This is a genomic window from Bacillota bacterium (assembly GCA_013178045.1).
GTDB lineage: Bacteria > Bacillota > Ch66 > Ch66 > Ch66 > Ch66.
Genome location: JABLXP010000034.1, coordinates 1 through 14,413 on the forward strand (window position 1 = coordinate 1; position 14,413 = coordinate 14,413).

Annotated in this window: 20 protein-coding genes and 1 pseudogene; 17 read left to right on the top strand and 4 right to left on the bottom strand. The window is 48.1% G+C overall.

What is annotated here, in order from left to right:
- The 16 genes and pseudogenes from HPY81_10700 to HPY81_10775 all read left to right on the top strand — a co-directional run bounded on the left by HPY81_10700 (nucleotide 1) and on the right by HPY81_10775 (nucleotide 10,711).
- Nucleotides 1-810 (top strand): annotated as a pseudogene (locus HPY81_10700) (methionine adenosyltransferase).
- A 111-nt stretch (nucleotides 811-921) separates the two neighbouring features.
- The gene (locus HPY81_10705; protein ID NPV27875.1) at nucleotides 922-1,800 is read left to right on the top strand and encodes an MBL fold metallo-hydrolase; all 879 of its coding nucleotides are present in this window, start codon (nucleotides 922-924) and stop codon (nucleotides 1,798-1,800) included.
- A 41-nt stretch (nucleotides 1,801-1,841) separates the two neighbouring features.
- Nucleotides 1,842-3,209 carry a thioether cross-link-forming SCIFF peptide maturase gene (gene scfB / locus HPY81_10710; protein NPV27876.1) on the top strand — a complete coding sequence of 456 codons (1,368 nt, stop codon included), beginning with the start codon at nucleotides 1,842-1,844 and terminating at the stop codon, nucleotides 3,207-3,209.
- 233 nt (nucleotides 3,210-3,442) lie between these two features.
- Nucleotides 3,443-3,856 carry a NifB/NifX family molybdenum-iron cluster-binding protein gene (locus HPY81_10715; GenBank protein ID NPV27877.1) on the top strand — a complete coding sequence of 138 codons (414 nt, stop codon included), beginning with the start codon at nucleotides 3,443-3,445 and terminating at the stop codon, nucleotides 3,854-3,856.
- Nucleotides 3,853-4,083: a hypothetical protein gene (locus HPY81_10720; GenBank protein NPV27878.1), complete on the top strand. Its 231-nt coding sequence runs from the start codon at nucleotides 3,853-3,855 to the stop codon at nucleotides 4,081-4,083. The genes HPY81_10715 and HPY81_10720 overlap by 4 nt, the downstream gene beginning before the upstream one ends.
- Nucleotides 4,084-4,149: 66 nt before the next feature.
- Nucleotides 4,150-4,332, top strand: a complete 183-nt coding sequence (locus HPY81_10725; protein ID NPV27879.1) for a hypothetical protein — start codon at nucleotides 4,150-4,152, stop codon at nucleotides 4,330-4,332.
- A 12-nt stretch (nucleotides 4,333-4,344) separates the two neighbouring features.
- Nucleotides 4,345-4,707, top strand: a complete 363-nt coding sequence (locus tag HPY81_10730) for a NifB/NifX family molybdenum-iron cluster-binding protein (GenBank protein NPV27880.1) — start codon at nucleotides 4,345-4,347, stop codon at nucleotides 4,705-4,707.
- 25 nt (nucleotides 4,708-4,732) lie between these two features.
- A complete protein-coding gene (locus HPY81_10735; GenBank protein NPV27881.1) occupies nucleotides 4,733-5,611 on the top strand; it encodes a P-loop NTPase in 879 nt (292 codons plus the stop codon).
- Nucleotides 5,589-6,449, top strand: coding sequence for a 4Fe-4S binding protein (locus HPY81_10740; GenBank protein ID NPV27882.1), 861 nt, complete (start codon nucleotides 5,589-5,591; stop codon nucleotides 6,447-6,449). Before HPY81_10735 ends, HPY81_10740 begins: the two co-directional genes overlap by 23 nt.
- Before the next feature lie 21 nt (nucleotides 6,450-6,470).
- Nucleotides 6,471-6,809 carry an ATPase gene (locus HPY81_10745; GenBank protein ID NPV27883.1) on the top strand — a complete coding sequence of 113 codons (339 nt, stop codon included), beginning with the start codon at nucleotides 6,471-6,473 and terminating at the stop codon, nucleotides 6,807-6,809.
- A 120-nt stretch (nucleotides 6,810-6,929) separates the two neighbouring features.
- A complete protein-coding gene (locus tag HPY81_10750; GenBank protein ID NPV27884.1) occupies nucleotides 6,930-7,697 on the top strand; it encodes an Mrp/NBP35 family ATP-binding protein in 768 nt (255 codons plus the stop codon).
- A 58-nt stretch (nucleotides 7,698-7,755) separates the two neighbouring features.
- Nucleotides 7,756-7,932: a 4Fe-4S binding protein gene (locus tag HPY81_10755; protein ID NPV27885.1), complete on the top strand. Its 177-nt coding sequence runs from the start codon at nucleotides 7,756-7,758 to the stop codon at nucleotides 7,930-7,932.
- 437 nt (nucleotides 7,933-8,369) lie between these two features.
- Nucleotides 8,370-8,873 carry an anaerobic ribonucleoside-triphosphate reductase activating protein gene (gene nrdG, locus HPY81_10760; GenBank protein NPV27886.1) on the top strand — a complete coding sequence of 168 codons (504 nt, stop codon included), beginning with the start codon at nucleotides 8,370-8,372 and terminating at the stop codon, nucleotides 8,871-8,873.
- Between the two features lie 189 nt (nucleotides 8,874-9,062).
- Complete coding sequence (locus HPY81_10765; GenBank protein ID NPV27887.1) at nucleotides 9,063-9,539, top strand: DUF134 domain-containing protein; 477 nt, start codon at nucleotides 9,063-9,065, stop codon at nucleotides 9,537-9,539.
- Between the two features lie 138 nt (nucleotides 9,540-9,677).
- The gene (locus HPY81_10770; protein NPV27888.1) at nucleotides 9,678-10,061 is read left to right on the top strand and encodes a DUF5320 domain-containing protein; all 384 of its coding nucleotides are present in this window, start codon (nucleotides 9,678-9,680) and stop codon (nucleotides 10,059-10,061) included.
- A 191-nt stretch (nucleotides 10,062-10,252) separates the two neighbouring features.
- Nucleotides 10,253-10,711 carry a transcriptional repressor gene (locus HPY81_10775; protein ID NPV27889.1) on the top strand — a complete coding sequence of 153 codons (459 nt, stop codon included), beginning with the start codon at nucleotides 10,253-10,255 and terminating at the stop codon, nucleotides 10,709-10,711.
- Here HPY81_10775 and HPY81_10780 read toward each other — a convergent pair.
- The 4 genes from HPY81_10780 to HPY81_10795 all read right to left on the bottom strand — a co-directional run bounded on the left by HPY81_10780 (nucleotide 10,703) and on the right by HPY81_10795 (nucleotide 13,971).
- On the bottom strand, nucleotides 10,703-10,936 hold the full coding sequence (locus tag HPY81_10780; protein ID NPV27890.1) for a ferrous iron transport protein A: 234 nt from the start codon (nucleotides 10,934-10,936) through the stop codon (nucleotides 10,703-10,705). The genes HPY81_10775 and HPY81_10780 overlap by 9 nt on opposite strands.
- 82 nt (nucleotides 10,937-11,018) lie before the next feature.
- Nucleotides 11,019-12,476 (bottom strand): ferrous iron transporter B, encoded by a 1,458-nt coding sequence (locus HPY81_10785; GenBank protein ID NPV27891.1) that lies wholly within the window; start codon nucleotides 12,474-12,476, stop codon nucleotides 11,019-11,021.
- On the bottom strand, nucleotides 12,457-13,059 hold the full coding sequence (locus tag HPY81_10790; GenBank protein NPV27892.1) for a GTP-binding protein: 603 nt from the start codon (nucleotides 13,057-13,059) through the stop codon (nucleotides 12,457-12,459). Before HPY81_10790 ends, HPY81_10785 begins: the two co-directional genes overlap by 20 nt.
- A 210-nt stretch (nucleotides 13,060-13,269) precedes the next feature.
- Nucleotides 13,270-13,971: a hypothetical protein gene (locus HPY81_10795; GenBank protein NPV27893.1), complete on the bottom strand. Its 702-nt coding sequence runs from the start codon at nucleotides 13,969-13,971 to the stop codon at nucleotides 13,270-13,272.
- Between HPY81_10795 and HPY81_10800 the strand changes: the two genes are divergently transcribed.
- Nucleotides 13,963-14,367, top strand: coding sequence for a hypothetical protein (locus HPY81_10800; protein ID NPV27894.1), 405 nt, complete (start codon nucleotides 13,963-13,965; stop codon nucleotides 14,365-14,367). The two genes, HPY81_10795 and HPY81_10800, sit on opposite strands and share 9 nt — an antisense overlap.
- The last annotated feature ends 46 nt before the right edge of the window (nucleotides 14,368-14,413 follow it).

The following is a 14,413-nucleotide window of genomic DNA, read 5'->3' on the forward strand; positions in this document are numbered from 1 at the left end:
GCGCGGGCGACCAGGGGATGATGTTTGGGTATGCTACGGATGAGACGCCGGAACTGATGCCAATGCCGATTGCCCTGGCCCACCGCTTAGCCCGGCGATTGACAGAGGTACGTAAATCAGGGGAGATTTCATACCTGAGGCCAGATGGGAAAACCCAGGTCACCGTGGAATATGATGACGATCGCCCGGTGAGGATCGATACCATTGTTGTCTCGGCACAACATTCGCCGGAAGTTGATCTGGAAACCATCAAACAGGATATCTTGAATAAGGTTATAAAAGCGGTTGTCCCGGCAGATTTTTTAGACGAACGGACCCGGTATTTTATTAACCCGACTGGCCGCTTCGTCATCGGGAGTCCCCAGGGTGACTGCGGTCTAACCGGCCGCAAGATCATCGTTGACACATACGGCGGGATGGCCCGCCATGGGGGGGAGCTTTTTCCGGTAAGGATCCGACCAAGGTTGACCGTTCGGCCAGTTACGCGGCCCGCTACGTGGCCAAGAACATCGTCACGGCCGGACTGGCTAAACGCTGCGAGGTTCAGTTGGCCTACGCGATTGGGGTAGCCCGTCCGGTATCAATTTCGGTGACCACGTTCGGGACGGGGAAAATCAGTGATGAGGAGGTTGTCGAACTGATTAAACGGCATTTTGACCTTCGGCCGGCCGCCACATTCGCAGTCTCGATTTGCGCCGCCCGATTTATCGTCAGACGGCGGCCTACGGACATTTTGGCCGGAGCGACCTCGATTTGCCGTGGGAAAAGACCGATAAGGCCGAGATGCTCCGACGTGATGCTGGATTATAGGTGGAAAGGAGAGTGGGGTTGACGCGCAGTTCCTTGGGGTTAGACTCCGAACAAAATCATCAGCATACAAGGGGCTGCAGTAAGGATAGAAATAGACCCATTAGGAATGTTATGAAATTAGAATTAGGAGTTAAGGAGATTTTCGAGGAGGTTAGCATTTTGATAAAAGTAACAGTGCTTTGTGAAAACAGCGTCGGTACGCCCACTGGACTGACTGGAGAGTGGGGGCTAGCTATGCTTGTAGAAGTGGCCGGCCAAAGAATTCTTTTCGATACAGGTGAAAGCGGAAAGTTATTGAGCAATGCTGCTGCTCTAAGGGTAGATTTACGTTCGGTAGATACTCTGGTCATGAGCCACGGGCATTATGATCATGCTGGTGGTATGAGGGATTTTTTGCGTTATCGAGGACGACTTCCAGTTTACGCTCATCCTGATTTTTTTAATTTGCGTTATTCTGAAGAGCGTTATATTGGGGTGCCTTATCGGGAGGAAGAACTGGCAAGTCTCGGAGCAGATTTTGTTTTTTCGCGAGAGCCTATAGAAATAGTCCCTGGTGTGTGGTTTAGTGGGGAAGTGCCTAGAATAACTGATTTTGAAAAAGGCGACAGACGGCTGATTTGTCTGAGAAATGGGAACAAGGTAAATGACCCGATTTACGATGATGTAAGTTTGTTTTGCGTTACTTCAGAAGGGCTTTTGATCATCTTAGGATGTGCCCACGCTGGTGTAGTAAATATTATAGAACATGCTCGTCAGGTGACTGGTCTAAGTAAAGTTTATGGAGTTATTGGAGGTACTCATCTAGGAGCGGTTTCAGCAGTTCAACAAGAAGCTACTATAAACTATCTAAGAAAGCTAAATCTGCATTTCTTGGCTGTTAATCACTGCACTGGGTTATCAACAATCGCGCAACTGGCGATGATTTTTGGTCCGCAATTTCATTTTGCACCTGCAGGGACTATTTTTAAGTTACCTTGTGGAAATTCTTAAATTTCAGCTGTGAAAACTGCGCAAAGCTAGGGGACGAAAAAATGATTCATGTATTTAGAATGAATGGATATAATATCGCTGTTGACGGAAACAGTGGAAGTATACACCTGCTTGATAATATAGGCTACCAAATTCTTAACGGAATGCAACAGCTAGATCCACTTGATGATGTGATTCAGCGCTTAAAAAGAGACTACCCAGTTCTGGAAATAATTGAAGCCTATGATGAGATCAAGACGTTGAAAGAAAAAGAGATGCTTTTTACTCCCAATCGGATTATTGAAGAAGCTATATCCCTAAACAAAAGTGATAATAGTATCAAAGCTCTGTGCCTTCACGTTGCACATGACTGCAATTTAAGCTGCGCGTACTGCTTCGCTTCAAAAGGAAATTACCAAAGTCGACGAAGTCTTATGTCTGAGGAAGTGGCTATAAAGGCTGTTGATTTTCTTATTGATAACTCTGGTAAGAGACACAACATAGAAATTGATTTTTTTGGTGGTGAACCTTTATTAAATTTCAACACCATCAAAAAAGTTGTTTTGTATGGGCGAAAAGTTGAAAAGAATAGAGGAAAAAAGTTTTATTTCACGATAACGACAAACGGAACCTTGCTCAATCAAGAAAACATAGATTTTATCAATGAATATATAGATAACGTTGTTATAAGCCTTGATGGAAGGAAAGAGGTACATGATTCAATCAGGTATGATAGAGTTGGGAAGGGGACTTACGACAGGATTGTACCTCTGGCCCAGAAGCTTGTTAGCGGAAGAAACACTAAAAGCTACTTCATTAGAGGCACCTTCACTGCGAGAAACAAGGATTTTACCAGGGATGTGATGCATCTTGCAGACCTGGGGTTTAAAGAAATATCGGTGGAACCGGTTGTCGGAGTGGGTAAGGATATACATATAAAAGAAGAGGATATTCAGACTATATTAGACGAATACGAAAAACTCGCAGTAGAGTATTTAAACTGCCTGCAACAGGGTCGGAATTTTCGTTTTTATCATTTCAACCTGAACCTGTATGAAGGCCCCTGCATATATAAAAGAATTATTTCGTGCGGTGCAGGATTCGAATATTTTGCTGTATCGCCGGAAGGACATTTGTACCCATGCCACCAATTTGTAGGTCAAAAAGATTTTGTTATGGGCGATATATATCACGGGATCGAAAATACAAAACTGCTCGATAAATTCAAAAACAACAACATTTTGACCAAAGAAAGATGCCGGGAATGCTGGGCTAAATTGTTCTGCTCAGGAGGTTGCCATGCCAATGCTTGGTACTCAAACGGTGATATAGCTAAACCTAATGACATTGCATGTGAGTTACAAAAGAAAAGAATTGAGTGTGCAATAATGGTCCAGGTAGCTACCCAGAAGAAATGTTCAGTTGCCTGAGCAGGGAAAATCAGGAAAGAATAAAGGAATGATGAGAATTACAACCTTATTTTTCAAAGTGTTGCGAGATGCAAAAAAATAGCACCTTGCCATTGCAGAATGCAACATAATGCAACAAATATGCAGGGTGAATATTCATCCCCAATCTATCGGCCGCTTATTCTTCCTGAAAAATTCTGTTTGCTCCTGATTGGCATGATATTTGCTTGTTGTATCGGGCAGGGGGGAAAGCAATGAAGGTGGCTATTCCATTTTTTGCCCAATATATCGCACCGCGCTTCGACTGTGCTGACCGTTTCTTAATTGTCGACATCGTAAATGGAGAGATTAAACACCAGGATATATGGGAATGTCGCGATAGTTCCCCTCTGATCAGAACTCAGGCCCTGGCTGACCTGGCGGTAGATGTTTTGATCTGTGGCGCGATTGACAACTGTTCCTTCCGCCTGCTTTCGGCCAGCGGCAAGCAGGTGGTGTCCTGGCAGAGCGGTCAGGTTGACGAGGTCTTAGCCCGTTTGCTGTCAGGCGAAATCTGCGGGGCTGGTTGTGGATTTAGACGGACCAGGGCTGGGCCACGGTGTGGAGCGGGCAATACCCGGTGCTGCCAGCAGCACGGGACGAAAAAACGAAAGGAAGGAGGGGTGTGAAATGCCAGGTGGTGATGGAACCGGTCCGCTGGGCCAAGGACCACGGGGTTTTGGCTGTCGACATCCGCGCAACACGGGGCGTGGCGGAAATAACCCTGGCGGTGCCAATCAACGGTCGTGGTGTCGGGGCGGTGGAGCCAGGCAGGGTTGGGGCCGACGGATGGCCCCAGACCAAGATGGAACTCAGCCCGGGCAGAAACCTAACAGTGATATTTAACGATATTTAACGGCAAACGGTGAATGAAATGACGCAAGGCTAACTGCTAAGTGGAGGGCAGTGGGAAGGAGGGAGCATGACCAACACCGAGTGGGAACTTTATAAAGAACTGCAAGGAAAACTGCGTGAAATTGAGGTTAAAGTCAGGTGGACCCAGAGAATGCTGCAGAACGGCCAGGACTGGCAAACCGTGGTCAGCCAGTTGGGTAGGATCAGAGCTGTGCTGGATGAAGTGGCCATCAATCTTGATATTGTTTAATCGAGGTGGATTATGAAAATTGCAGTAACCGCCCAGGGTCAACGTCTGGATTCAGGGGTTAACCCTCGCTTTGGACGAGCCAAATGGCTGGTAATATACGATCTGAATAATGACACATATGAGGTCATGGAAAATCGCCAGAACCTGGAGGCTGCTCAGGGAGCCGGGGTGCAAACCGCCTCACTGATAGCCTCGAGCGGCGCGAGTGCCGTTCTCACTGGCAACGTCGGACCAAAAGCCTTTAAGGTGTTGCAAGCGGCCGGCATCAAAACCTATATTGGGGTAAGTGGCACGGTGGAGCAGGCCATTACCCAGTACCGGACCGGCAGTTTAGTCGAAGCCAGTAGTCCCAACGTAGAAGGGCACTGGATGTAGCCAACACATTGTGGAGGGATAGAATTTGCTGATTGCTGTCGCCAGCGGAAAAGGAGGGACAGGCAAGACCACCGTGGCCACCAATCTTGCCGCTGCTTTAGCCGGTCGGGCACAGTTAATAGACTGTGATGTAGAAGAACCCAATATCCACCTTTTCTTGCATCCCAAAATCATTCACCACCAGGAAGTCACCAAGCCGATCCCGCAAATTGATTTCGAAAAGTGCCTTTTTTGCGGGGCGTGTCAGAACATTTGCCAGTTTAACGCCATCGCGGTGCTGAAAAATAGTGTTTTGACCTTTCCCGAGCTATGTCACTCCTGCGGCGGCTGCCGGGCTGTTTGTCCGACCGAGGCGATCCGCGAGGTTCCCCGTCTGATTGGACGGATCGAAACTGGCTGGGCTGGTGAACTGGGAGTCATTACCGGGCGCCTGATGGTGGGGGAACCGATGGCCCCGCCCTTGATCCGGGCGGTCAAGCGGCAAATAGACAAAACTAAAATAGTGATCATCGACGCACCGCCCGGTACCTCATGTTCCGTTATTCAGAGTTTGAGAAACTGCGATTTCTGCCTCCTGGTGACCGAACCCACCCCTTTCGGCTGGCACGACCTGAAGTTGGCGGTGGCCACTGTACGGCAAATGGGAATTCCTTTTGGGGTGGTAATTAACCGGGCCGATATCGGCTCGGGAGAAGTCGAAGAATGGTGTGCCGAAGAAGGGGTCCCCATCCTGCTTAAAATCCCTTTTCAACGGGAAATCGCAGTAGCTTATTCCCGGGGCCAACTCCTGCTGGACCTTGACCCGGCATGGAAAAGGATTTTTCTCGAACTTTGCCAACGGGTCCAAAAATTATCTGGACGAAAAAGTGGGGGTGAGGGAGCTGAAACAGATAACTGTAGTTAGCGGCAAAGGAGGCACCGGCAAAACAACTTTGACAGCAGCCTTTGCCTCCCTGAGCGGAAACTGCGTCGTGGCCGACTGTGATGTGGACGCCCCGGACCTTCACCTCCTGCTTGACCCGCAAATCAAGGTGAGACACCAGTTTGTTGGTGGCAAAACCGCCCAAATTAATGAAACACTTTGCCTTAAGTGCGGAATCTGCCTGGAACGTTGCCGTTTCGAGGCCATTACGGCCGAATACCTGATTGAGGCACTGTACTGTGAAGGGTGCGGGGTCTGCGTCAATTTCTGCCCCGTGCAGGCAGTAAACCTGATCGAAAAAAATTCGGGGCAGTGGTATATATCCGAAACCCGCCTGGGGCCCATGGTCCACGCGCAGCTTGGCGCAGGCGAGGACAACTCTGGCAAACTGGTGACTAAAGTCAGAGAAGAAGCCCGCCGAACGGCAGAAGCTGAGCAACGCGAACTGGTCATCATTGACGGTCCGCCGGGGATCGGCTGCCCGGCGATCGCCTCAATCACCGGGACAGATTACGTTGTAGTCGTCACCGAGCCGAGCCGATCCGGCCGGCATGACCTGGAACGGGTAGTGGAACTGGTTAGTCACTTTGGGATCAGGACGGGAGTCTGTATCAACAAATATGATCTTAATCAAGAGATCAGTCAGGAGATCATGGCCTATTGTCTCGAAGGAAACCTCGACTTTTTGGGGACAGTACCATTTGACCGGGCCGTGGTTGATGCTTTGGTCAAGCGGCAAACGATAATAGAAGCCGGACCAGGGCCAGTCACAAAAGCGGTAAGAAAAATCTGGGAGAGGTTAAACAGAAAGATAAACTAAAATTCAGAAAGGATGAACACCATGCGCATTGCGGTTCCAGTGGCTGAAAAACGGCTGTGCCAACATTTCGGGCACTGTGCTGAGTTTCAGTTGTTTGATGTAGATGAGCAGGAAAAGAAAATAATAAGTGAAAAAATTGTGCCAGCTCCTGAACACCAACCAGGGCTTTTACCGGCATGGCTGGGGGAACAGGGGGTAACCGTAGTCATTGCCGGCGGCATGGGGGCGCGGGCCCAGCAGCTTTTTGCAGCCCGCCAGATCAAAGTGGTCACTGGCGCGCCAGCCTTTGAACCGCGCCAGGTTGTCTTAAGTTATCTTCATGGGACACTGGTTACTGGCGAAAACACCTGTGATCATTAAAAAAAGTTCAAGCAATAAAAACTCAGGAATAAAACAACAAACGTTTATGGAGGCGAAGTAGTAGTGAGCGAACACTGCCAGACATGCGGAGATGCTAACAGCACTAACTGCCAGACCTGTATGGAAAACGAGAAACCAATCGCGCTGCAGGCCAGCGAGGTTAAGAAAGTGATCGCGGTCATGAGCGGTAAGGGAGGGGTGGGGAAATCTTCAGTTACTGCCTTGCTGGCGGTCAGTTTGGTGAAAGAAGGCTTTAAGGTGGGCATCCTGGATGCCGATATTACCGGCCCAAGCATTCCCAGAATGCTTGGTTTGACTGAACGGATCCGCGGTTCGGCTTTAGGGATGGTGCCACCAGCTTCACGTTTAGGGATCAAAGTGATGTCGATGAACTTGCTACTGCCTCAAGAGGACGAGCCGGTAATTTGGCGGGGGCCCCTCATCGCCGGCGCAGTCAAACAGTTCTGGGAAGAAGTTTTCTGGGGGGAACTGGATTACCTTTTGGTAGATCTTCCCCCGGGGACCGGTGATGTACCGTTGACGGTGATGCAGTCGCTGCCCGTGAGCGGGATAGTGGTTGTTTCTTCGCCGCAGGAGTTGGTCCAAATGGTGGTGAAGAAAGCGGTTCAGATGGCGAAAAAGATGGGTGTTCCCCTATTGGGACTGGTGGAAAACATGAGCTATGTCCTCTGTCCGAACTGCCAGGAAGCATTTGAGGTTTTTGGACCCAGCCGGGTTGAGGAAATTGCGGAAAGCCTTGGCATTCGCTGCCTGGGCCGGGTGCCGATTGACCCTGATTTTAACCGGCTGGCTGATGCGGGCCGGGTTGAGCACTATCAAGGACAGGCCACGTCAGAATTGGTTGGTAAACTATTAGAAATTGTTTGATAAAGTTTTTGCTGCAATAGACTGCCCAAAATATTATCCAATATGGAGGCGTTCAACAGTGGCGATAATTATTGATCAGAGTAAATGCACAGGCTGCGGACTTTGCGCAGATGTTTGCCCGGTTGAGGCAATTTCGGTAGATGAGACAGCTTCAGAAGATGTCAGTGTATGTCTTGACTGTGGTGCGTGCGTAGATTCGTGCGTTAATGAAGCCATTAGCCTACCAGATGAGTGAGAAGGTATGAGGGGGGTAAAAGAAATGTTGTGGCCTGTGAAAATAGTTGCCAGAGTATTTTTCCCCCGACCGACGAAATTTCTGAGAACCATATTACTGACGGGGGCCGCTATTGGATTTGACCAGATAAAGAAAGCATCTACAACAAAGCAAAGAAAAGACTATCCCAATGGTGAGCAGAAAAAGCAGACTCATAGTCCACAGAATGATAAAATAAATATAGACAATAGAATAAAAAACAGACACATTGCTGACTGAAAATATTCTGGGAAAAGGTGAACATTTACAGCCGATTTGTACAGAAGTTTGGTTCTCCCTGTTGCGTTAACGAAATTAAGCATCACTATACCGCTGGGGTCAAAGCCCGACCAGGAATTGAGTTTTAGCGAGGAATAAAATTTGGCGTGCGCACGTGAGATAACAAGGGGGAAAAATTAATGGAAATCCGCATTGCTGGCATTACACCAGAAAGCGTCGTTGATGGCCCTGGAATAAGAATGGTTATCTATGCTCAGGGATGTAAACATAATTGCCCAGGCTGTCATAACCCGGAGACGCATGATTTGGATGGCGGCAGGCTGATGAGTGTTGAAGAAATTTTGCAGATTGTAGGCAAAGGCAAGCTAATCAAGGGAGTGACATTTTCTGGTGGTGAACCTTTTTTGCAAGCAGCTGAATTTGCTGTTTTAGGTAGGGCGATTAAAAAAAGGGGATTAGACTTGATTACTTACACAGGATATACGTTTGAACAATTATTGGAGCTGGCCAAAGATAACCAGGGGGTTAAAGAGCTTCTTGAGGTCAGTGATTTTATTGTGGATGGGCCGTTTTTGATTAAGAAACGTGATTTGACACTACCATGGCGAGGCTCAACAAATCAAAGATTTATCAATGTCAAAAAATCTTTAGAAAAAGGGTATGCCGTAGAAGGAGAAGGTTGAATGGAAGTTTTCTGCTGAAAGTAACGTCTGAGATGATATCAATAAGTGGCAGACGCGTTGGCTACACTATTAAGTCCCCGGGCAAGCAAAATAATTGACGGGGATTTTATATTTTAATTATTGACATATACCCATAACTAGGCGATAATAGTAATGGGTATATACCCAAAAAGTAAGGAGGGAGAAAAATTGCCCAGACCAACCAAGGCGCGCAAGGTTGGATTCGTCCCAACAGTAACGTATTTTAAACCTGTTGGGATAGAGTTGACTGGACTTGACGAAGTACAGTTGGGAATTGATGAACTGGAAGCCCTGAGACTTAAAGACTTTCTCGGGATGGAGCAGCAGGAGTGCGCTGAGCAGATGAACCTGGCCCAAAGTAGTTTTCAAAGGATATTGGCTTTAGCGCGGTCTAAAGTAGCTTATGCACTGGTCGAAGGGCTGCCGATAAGAATTGAAGGGGGGAACTATCAAGTCTTTGTCCCTTGGGTATGTCGGGCTTGTGGCCATGAATGGGAGGCTTTGTTACCAGAGACCGAGTTAAGCCAGCGATGCCCTTCATGTGCCAGCGAGCAGACAGAAAATCTTTGGCACCGATGTAATTTTGGCGGCCCGCCTCCCTGGGCCAGAGCCAGGAGAGGCAGATACCGCGGCGGTAGAGGCTAACGTTTGTTTCTTCAGCTGGGTTACGGTTAAGAAATCAATGAAACCTGGCAGCCAGCAGTTCTGGTTGGGTTATATAACGGCCGGGGTAGAAACGGCAACAGGGATGAAAAATTATAAGTAAAAAAAGGAGGGATTGTTATGCCGAGAGGAGACGGAACTGGACCGTTGGGGATGGGTCCTCGAACTGGGCGTGGATTGGGGTACTGTGCAGGTTTTAGTTTGCCAGGATATCTGAATGGTGGATTGGGTATCAGATGGGGCCGCAGAAGGGGCTTAGGTCTTGGCTTTGGCCTTGGCCTTGGTCGTGGCCTTTTGTGGGCTGCTATGCAAAATTGGCCAGTATTTAGACCATTCTGGGGTGGCGGTTTTGCTACTGATACCACAATGGCAGAGCAGGAAAGAGCAATCCTGGAAAACGAGGTTAACTTTTTAAAAACGCAAATAAAGCAGATGGAAAAACGCCTGGCAGAGTTGAGGGCTCGTAAAGAAGATTTAGGAGCTGAAGAATCAGCAGAACAATAACCGTATCATAAATAAATGCTTAAATTTTGACAGGTATAGTCAAGACTATGCTGTGCAGAGAAAAATTATTGTTCCTCCCCTTAGCCGTTATCCCGGCTATTTTATTTATTTTATTTAAGATTCCTTAAGGAATAAGTGGCTACGATGCTGTTACGATAGTGAATTTTCCCTAAGAGGGGAAGATGACGATAATGAAGTCGCGGCTTGAGGATATAACCAAAGAATTAAGATCGACCCAGTACAGATTAACTCCCCAGCGGGCAGCTGTTCTGCGCATCCTGGCTGAACACAGCGATCAGCACCTGAGTGCTGAAGAAGTCTATGAATTGGTAAGAAAAAAAGGGGCTGGGATTGGCTTGGCTACTGTTTACCGAACACTGGAACTTTTGGTGGAGACGAAGATCGTCCACAGAGTTGATTTTGGTGACGGCCGAAGTCGATATGAATTTGCCTCTCAGGAACGTTCTGGACACTACCATTTAATCTGCTTGCGTTGCGGCGAAGTAACGGAAACAAAAAGAGATTTACTCAATCAACTGCAGGATATGATTAAACGGCAATATGGTTTCCAGGTTATGGACCATACTGCAAAATTTTTTGGTTATTGCCCGCATTGCCAGGAGATAATGGACACTGAAGAATTACCCTGACACAGTTATTTGAATTTCCTGGGCGATTTCCTGATCGACCGCCACCTGGGTGAACCCAACCTGGAAAACATAGGCAGGAAACTTCTGCAGGAGACGAATCGGTAAACCGGGGTAAACACCCAGGGCCATCAGCTTCCTTAATTTATAGGGTTCGCTGGTTGTCAGCGAATAGATCCACCCTTGTTCACCTGGCTGCAAATTGGCAAGTGATACATTAACTGACATAATGGCATCTATCCCTCCATTTTCTCAACCAGGATGATCCCTGGTTCTTTCAGGATTTCATAACCGCAAAACGTGCATTTGTTCATAGTTTCAACCCTGTCAAATTAATTAGCCAGTTGAGGACGAATCCAGCCAGAAACGCGAAGGGGAAGATAAAAGCGGCGATGGCCACTGCGGTTTTAAAGCCGCGCTCCTTGATCATCATGATAAACTGGGCAATACAGGGGACAAAGAGCGTCAGGGTAGCAGCTGTCACCACCAGTTGGGTCCCCGTGAGACCGCCGGTTTGGTAGAGGTCAAATAATCCAGCGGCGCCATAGTCCCGACGGAAGAAACCAAACAAAAAAATTTGCGCGGTCTCATCAGGCAGGCCAAGCCAATTCACCATCGGTGCCAGCCAGGCAATTAATTGCTGGAAAATCCCTGTAATATTTCCGGCCCAGATCAGCACACTGGCCAGGATGAACAGCGGGAGGACTTCCAGCAGATACCACTGCATCCGGGTGTAAGTCTTGGTCAGGACGTTCCGCCAGTTTGGCCAGCGCAGCGGCGGGAGTTCCATATAGAAGGTTGGGCGCTCACCTGGCAAGAGTTTAGCAGTCAACCAACCAATCAGTAAAAAGATCAGAAGAATAAACCCGCTCCAAACCGCGATCGCTCCTGGCCGCCCGGCTAAAACAGCCATAATTACTCCTAACTGCGCTGAGCAGGGAACGGCGAGGGCCAGCAACAGGGTGGCGATGACCCGTTCCCGGGTAGTCTCTAAGGTACGGGTGACCATAGTGGCCATTGTGCCGCACCCAAAACCAAGCGTCATGGGAATGACCGCCCGGCCGTTCAGACCGATCCCTTTGAACAGCCGGTCAACTAGCAGCGATAAACGAGGTAAGTAACCGGTATCTTCAATAATGGAGAAGACGATAAAGAAAGTTCCGACAATCGGCAAAACAATGGCTATCGCATAACGCAGGGCCAGAGTCAGAATCCCATAGTCTTTCGCCAGCAGTTCTTGAATCGCGACCCAGGGAATATAACTTTCCACTATTTTGTTAATCCAGGGGTTGATGATGTTTTCAAACAGATTTGTTTCTAAGTAATCAACAATAGTGCCAGCCCCAAAAACACCTACAAACTGGTACAGGCCATAGTAAAGAACCAGGAGGAGAATAGGGATGCCGGTTATCGGTTGGATGGTCAATCGGCTGATCCGCTCACTCAGACTAATTTTAGATTCAGGTTGGCCCATTATCACCTGTTGGGATAACTGGGTCGCTATATTCTGACGCTGTAAACTCAGGACAAAGTGGAGTGGCTCCTTATAATTAGCCTGGGTAGTGGTCACGATTTGTTGAATTTCTTTGAAGTTTTGTCGGTCCCGGTCAGCCACAATCTTTTCGATTTCTTCATCACCTTGCAGCAACAAAAGCGCGATGGCGCGTTTAGACAGATGATATTCCTTTGAAAGTAACCGTTCAATCTTCAGCAGGGCAGCTTCAATTGTTGGGTCATAGGTGTTAAATTTAAGCGGTGCAGTGGCCACAATGGTTCACCACCCGTATTCCTTGGTATTTTTTCTGGTAGTAGCTGACGATGGTTTGTTTCAGCGTATCTAAGCCACGTCCCAACGCAGCAGAAGTGGTGACTACCGGTATTTCCAGGAAAGCCTCTAACTTTTTATGTTCGATCTTTATTCCGAGTTTTTCGGCTTCGTCCATCATGTTAATAACCAAAACCACCGGTAGTCCAGCTTCAATCAGTTGTATGGTGAAGTTCAGCATCCTTTCCAGGTTCTTCGCGTCGATTACGTGGAGGACAACTTCCGGCTGTTCTTCCAAAAGCAGTGTTCGGGCAACCCGTTCCTCCTCGGTAATTGGCATGAGTGAATAAATTCCCGGCGTGTCTACGACTTCCCAGGTCTCCTGACCGAGACGAGCTTTGCCCCGCGCCACCTCAACAGTGGTGCCAGGGTAGTTGGATACGGTAACATAAGCGCCGGTCAATGTGTTAAAAATGATGCTCTTGCCAACATTGGGTGTACCGATAAGGACAACTTTTTTCAGGCCGTGGGCCTCGTGACTTTCTTTCTGGCGCCAAATGTGCAGTGCCTTCTTTAAACGTTCCATAACAAAAACCTCCCTGGCAACAAATGGATGCGGAAGATAATCATTCTCAAATAGCGACCAAAAAATTTTATTATATATTTGGTTTTTATTGTTGTTGCTGGCGTTAAAAATTGTTAAAAATGTTGACATGATATTGAGAAACATTATCTTCAATTTCATTATATGATAATTATTATCACTCAGTCAATCATCTCTAACAAAGTGAACTTTCTAGTTACCCAAATTCGTTTCATGGGTAGAGCTTTTGTTTATTTCTGCATTGGGACCGTGCAGGGGACAACTCTGCCGGGAGTAATCCTTCTTTGGCATCCAGCGGGGGTTTTTCGCTGCTGTAAGGCTCGGTCCGCTTGATAAATACCCCGGTAATTTGGTTGAGCAATAGGTTGTGGCCAGTTGACCCGATTCAGGGCAGATTTTGACTTGCACATGTACATTACAGGTCTGTGTCGGAACATTGTCAGCCGGGAAAATCTCCTGGACCAGGTCTTTTTCCGGACATAAAGCAGAAAGGTAATAGTCCCCCGATTTGGCACAGACTGTTAACGTGGTTAAACCTTCCGGCATGGTGAAGGTATGCGGCGGGATATTGGCGTGGGCCTTTGCCATGACGGCCCGCCAAATTTTAGCCACATAGTTGCCACCATAAACCCCGCGCATAGTATCAGCTTGATTGTCATAGCCGAACCAAACACTGGCCAGCAAATCGGCTGTGTAACCGACAAAACAGGCATTGGAATCATTGTCAGTGGTTCCAGTTTTCCCAGCGACGGGTCGGTCTAACTGAGCGGACGTAGCCGTCCCGCTTTGCACGACTGTTTCCAGCAGATTGGTCATTAAATAGGCTGACTGGGGTGTCATGACTCGACGTTGTTGAATCCGGTTTTCGAAAATAACCTTACCGTTTTGAACCAACTTGACGAGGAACTGGGCCATCCCGGGAAAGGATGGGAATCCATCGGGAAGCGGGAACGGCGTCTTGTGACGCTGTTTGGGTTAGAAATTGTAATCAAGCGACGGGGATACCGGCGGGTTGGAGGGAGAACGGAAATAATTTTCCCACTTGACCAGGCTTTAGGCTTACGCCCGGAGGAACGTTATTACCCGTTGGTCCAGCAATTGGCCATTGAGCTGGCGACCAAACTATCTTTTCGGGAGACAGCCGCCGTGCTGGAGAATACGTTTTTCGTACCAGTAAGCCACCAAGAGATTCACCGGTGGGTAACCGGCGGCTGGGGAAGCACGAGAAGCAGAAGAACAAGAGAAGGCAGCAGCAGTTATAGAGCGGAAGCAGCTATTGAAGCAGAGTAACCGGGAAGTTCCGGCGTTGGTAATAGAAGCTGACGGAGTATTTGTG

Bases quoted from the DNA above. Each gene is read 5' to 3' on its own strand.
- nrdG (NPV27886.1), top strand. From the start codon at position 8,370: ATGGAAATCCGCATTGCTGGCATTACACCAGAAAGCGTCGTTGATGGC.
- HPY81_10770 (NPV27888.1), top strand. From the start codon at position 9,678: ATGCCGAGAGGAGACGGAACTGGACCGTTGGGGATGGGTCCTCGAACT.
- HPY81_10745 (NPV27883.1), top strand. From the start codon at position 6,471: ATGCGCATTGCGGTTCCAGTGGCTGAAAAACGGCTGTGCCAACATTTC.
- HPY81_10780 (NPV27890.1), bottom strand. From the start codon at position 10,936: ATGTCAGTTAATGTATCACTTGCCAATTTGCAGCCAGGTGAACAAGGG.
- HPY81_10705 (NPV27875.1), top strand. From the start codon at position 922: ATGAAATTAGAATTAGGAGTTAAGGAGATTTTCGAGGAGGTTAGCATT.
- HPY81_10730 (NPV27880.1), top strand. From the start codon at position 4,345: ATGAAAATTGCAGTAACCGCCCAGGGTCAACGTCTGGATTCAGGGGTT.
- HPY81_10725 (NPV27879.1), top strand. From the start codon at position 4,150: ATGACCAACACCGAGTGGGAACTTTATAAAGAACTGCAAGGAAAACTG.
- scfB (NPV27876.1), top strand. From the start codon at position 1,842: ATGATTCATGTATTTAGAATGAATGGATATAATATCGCTGTTGACGGA.
- HPY81_10715 (NPV27877.1), top strand. From the start codon at position 3,443: ATGAAGGTGGCTATTCCATTTTTTGCCCAATATATCGCACCGCGCTTC.
- HPY81_10775 (NPV27889.1), top strand. From the start codon at position 10,253: ATGAAGTCGCGGCTTGAGGATATAACCAAAGAATTAAGATCGACCCAG.
- HPY81_10750 (NPV27884.1), top strand. From the start codon at position 6,930: ATGGAAAACGAGAAACCAATCGCGCTGCAGGCCAGCGAGGTTAAGAAA.
- HPY81_10790 (NPV27892.1), bottom strand. From the start codon at position 13,059: ATGGAACGTTTAAAGAAGGCACTGCACATTTGGCGCCAGAAAGAAAGT.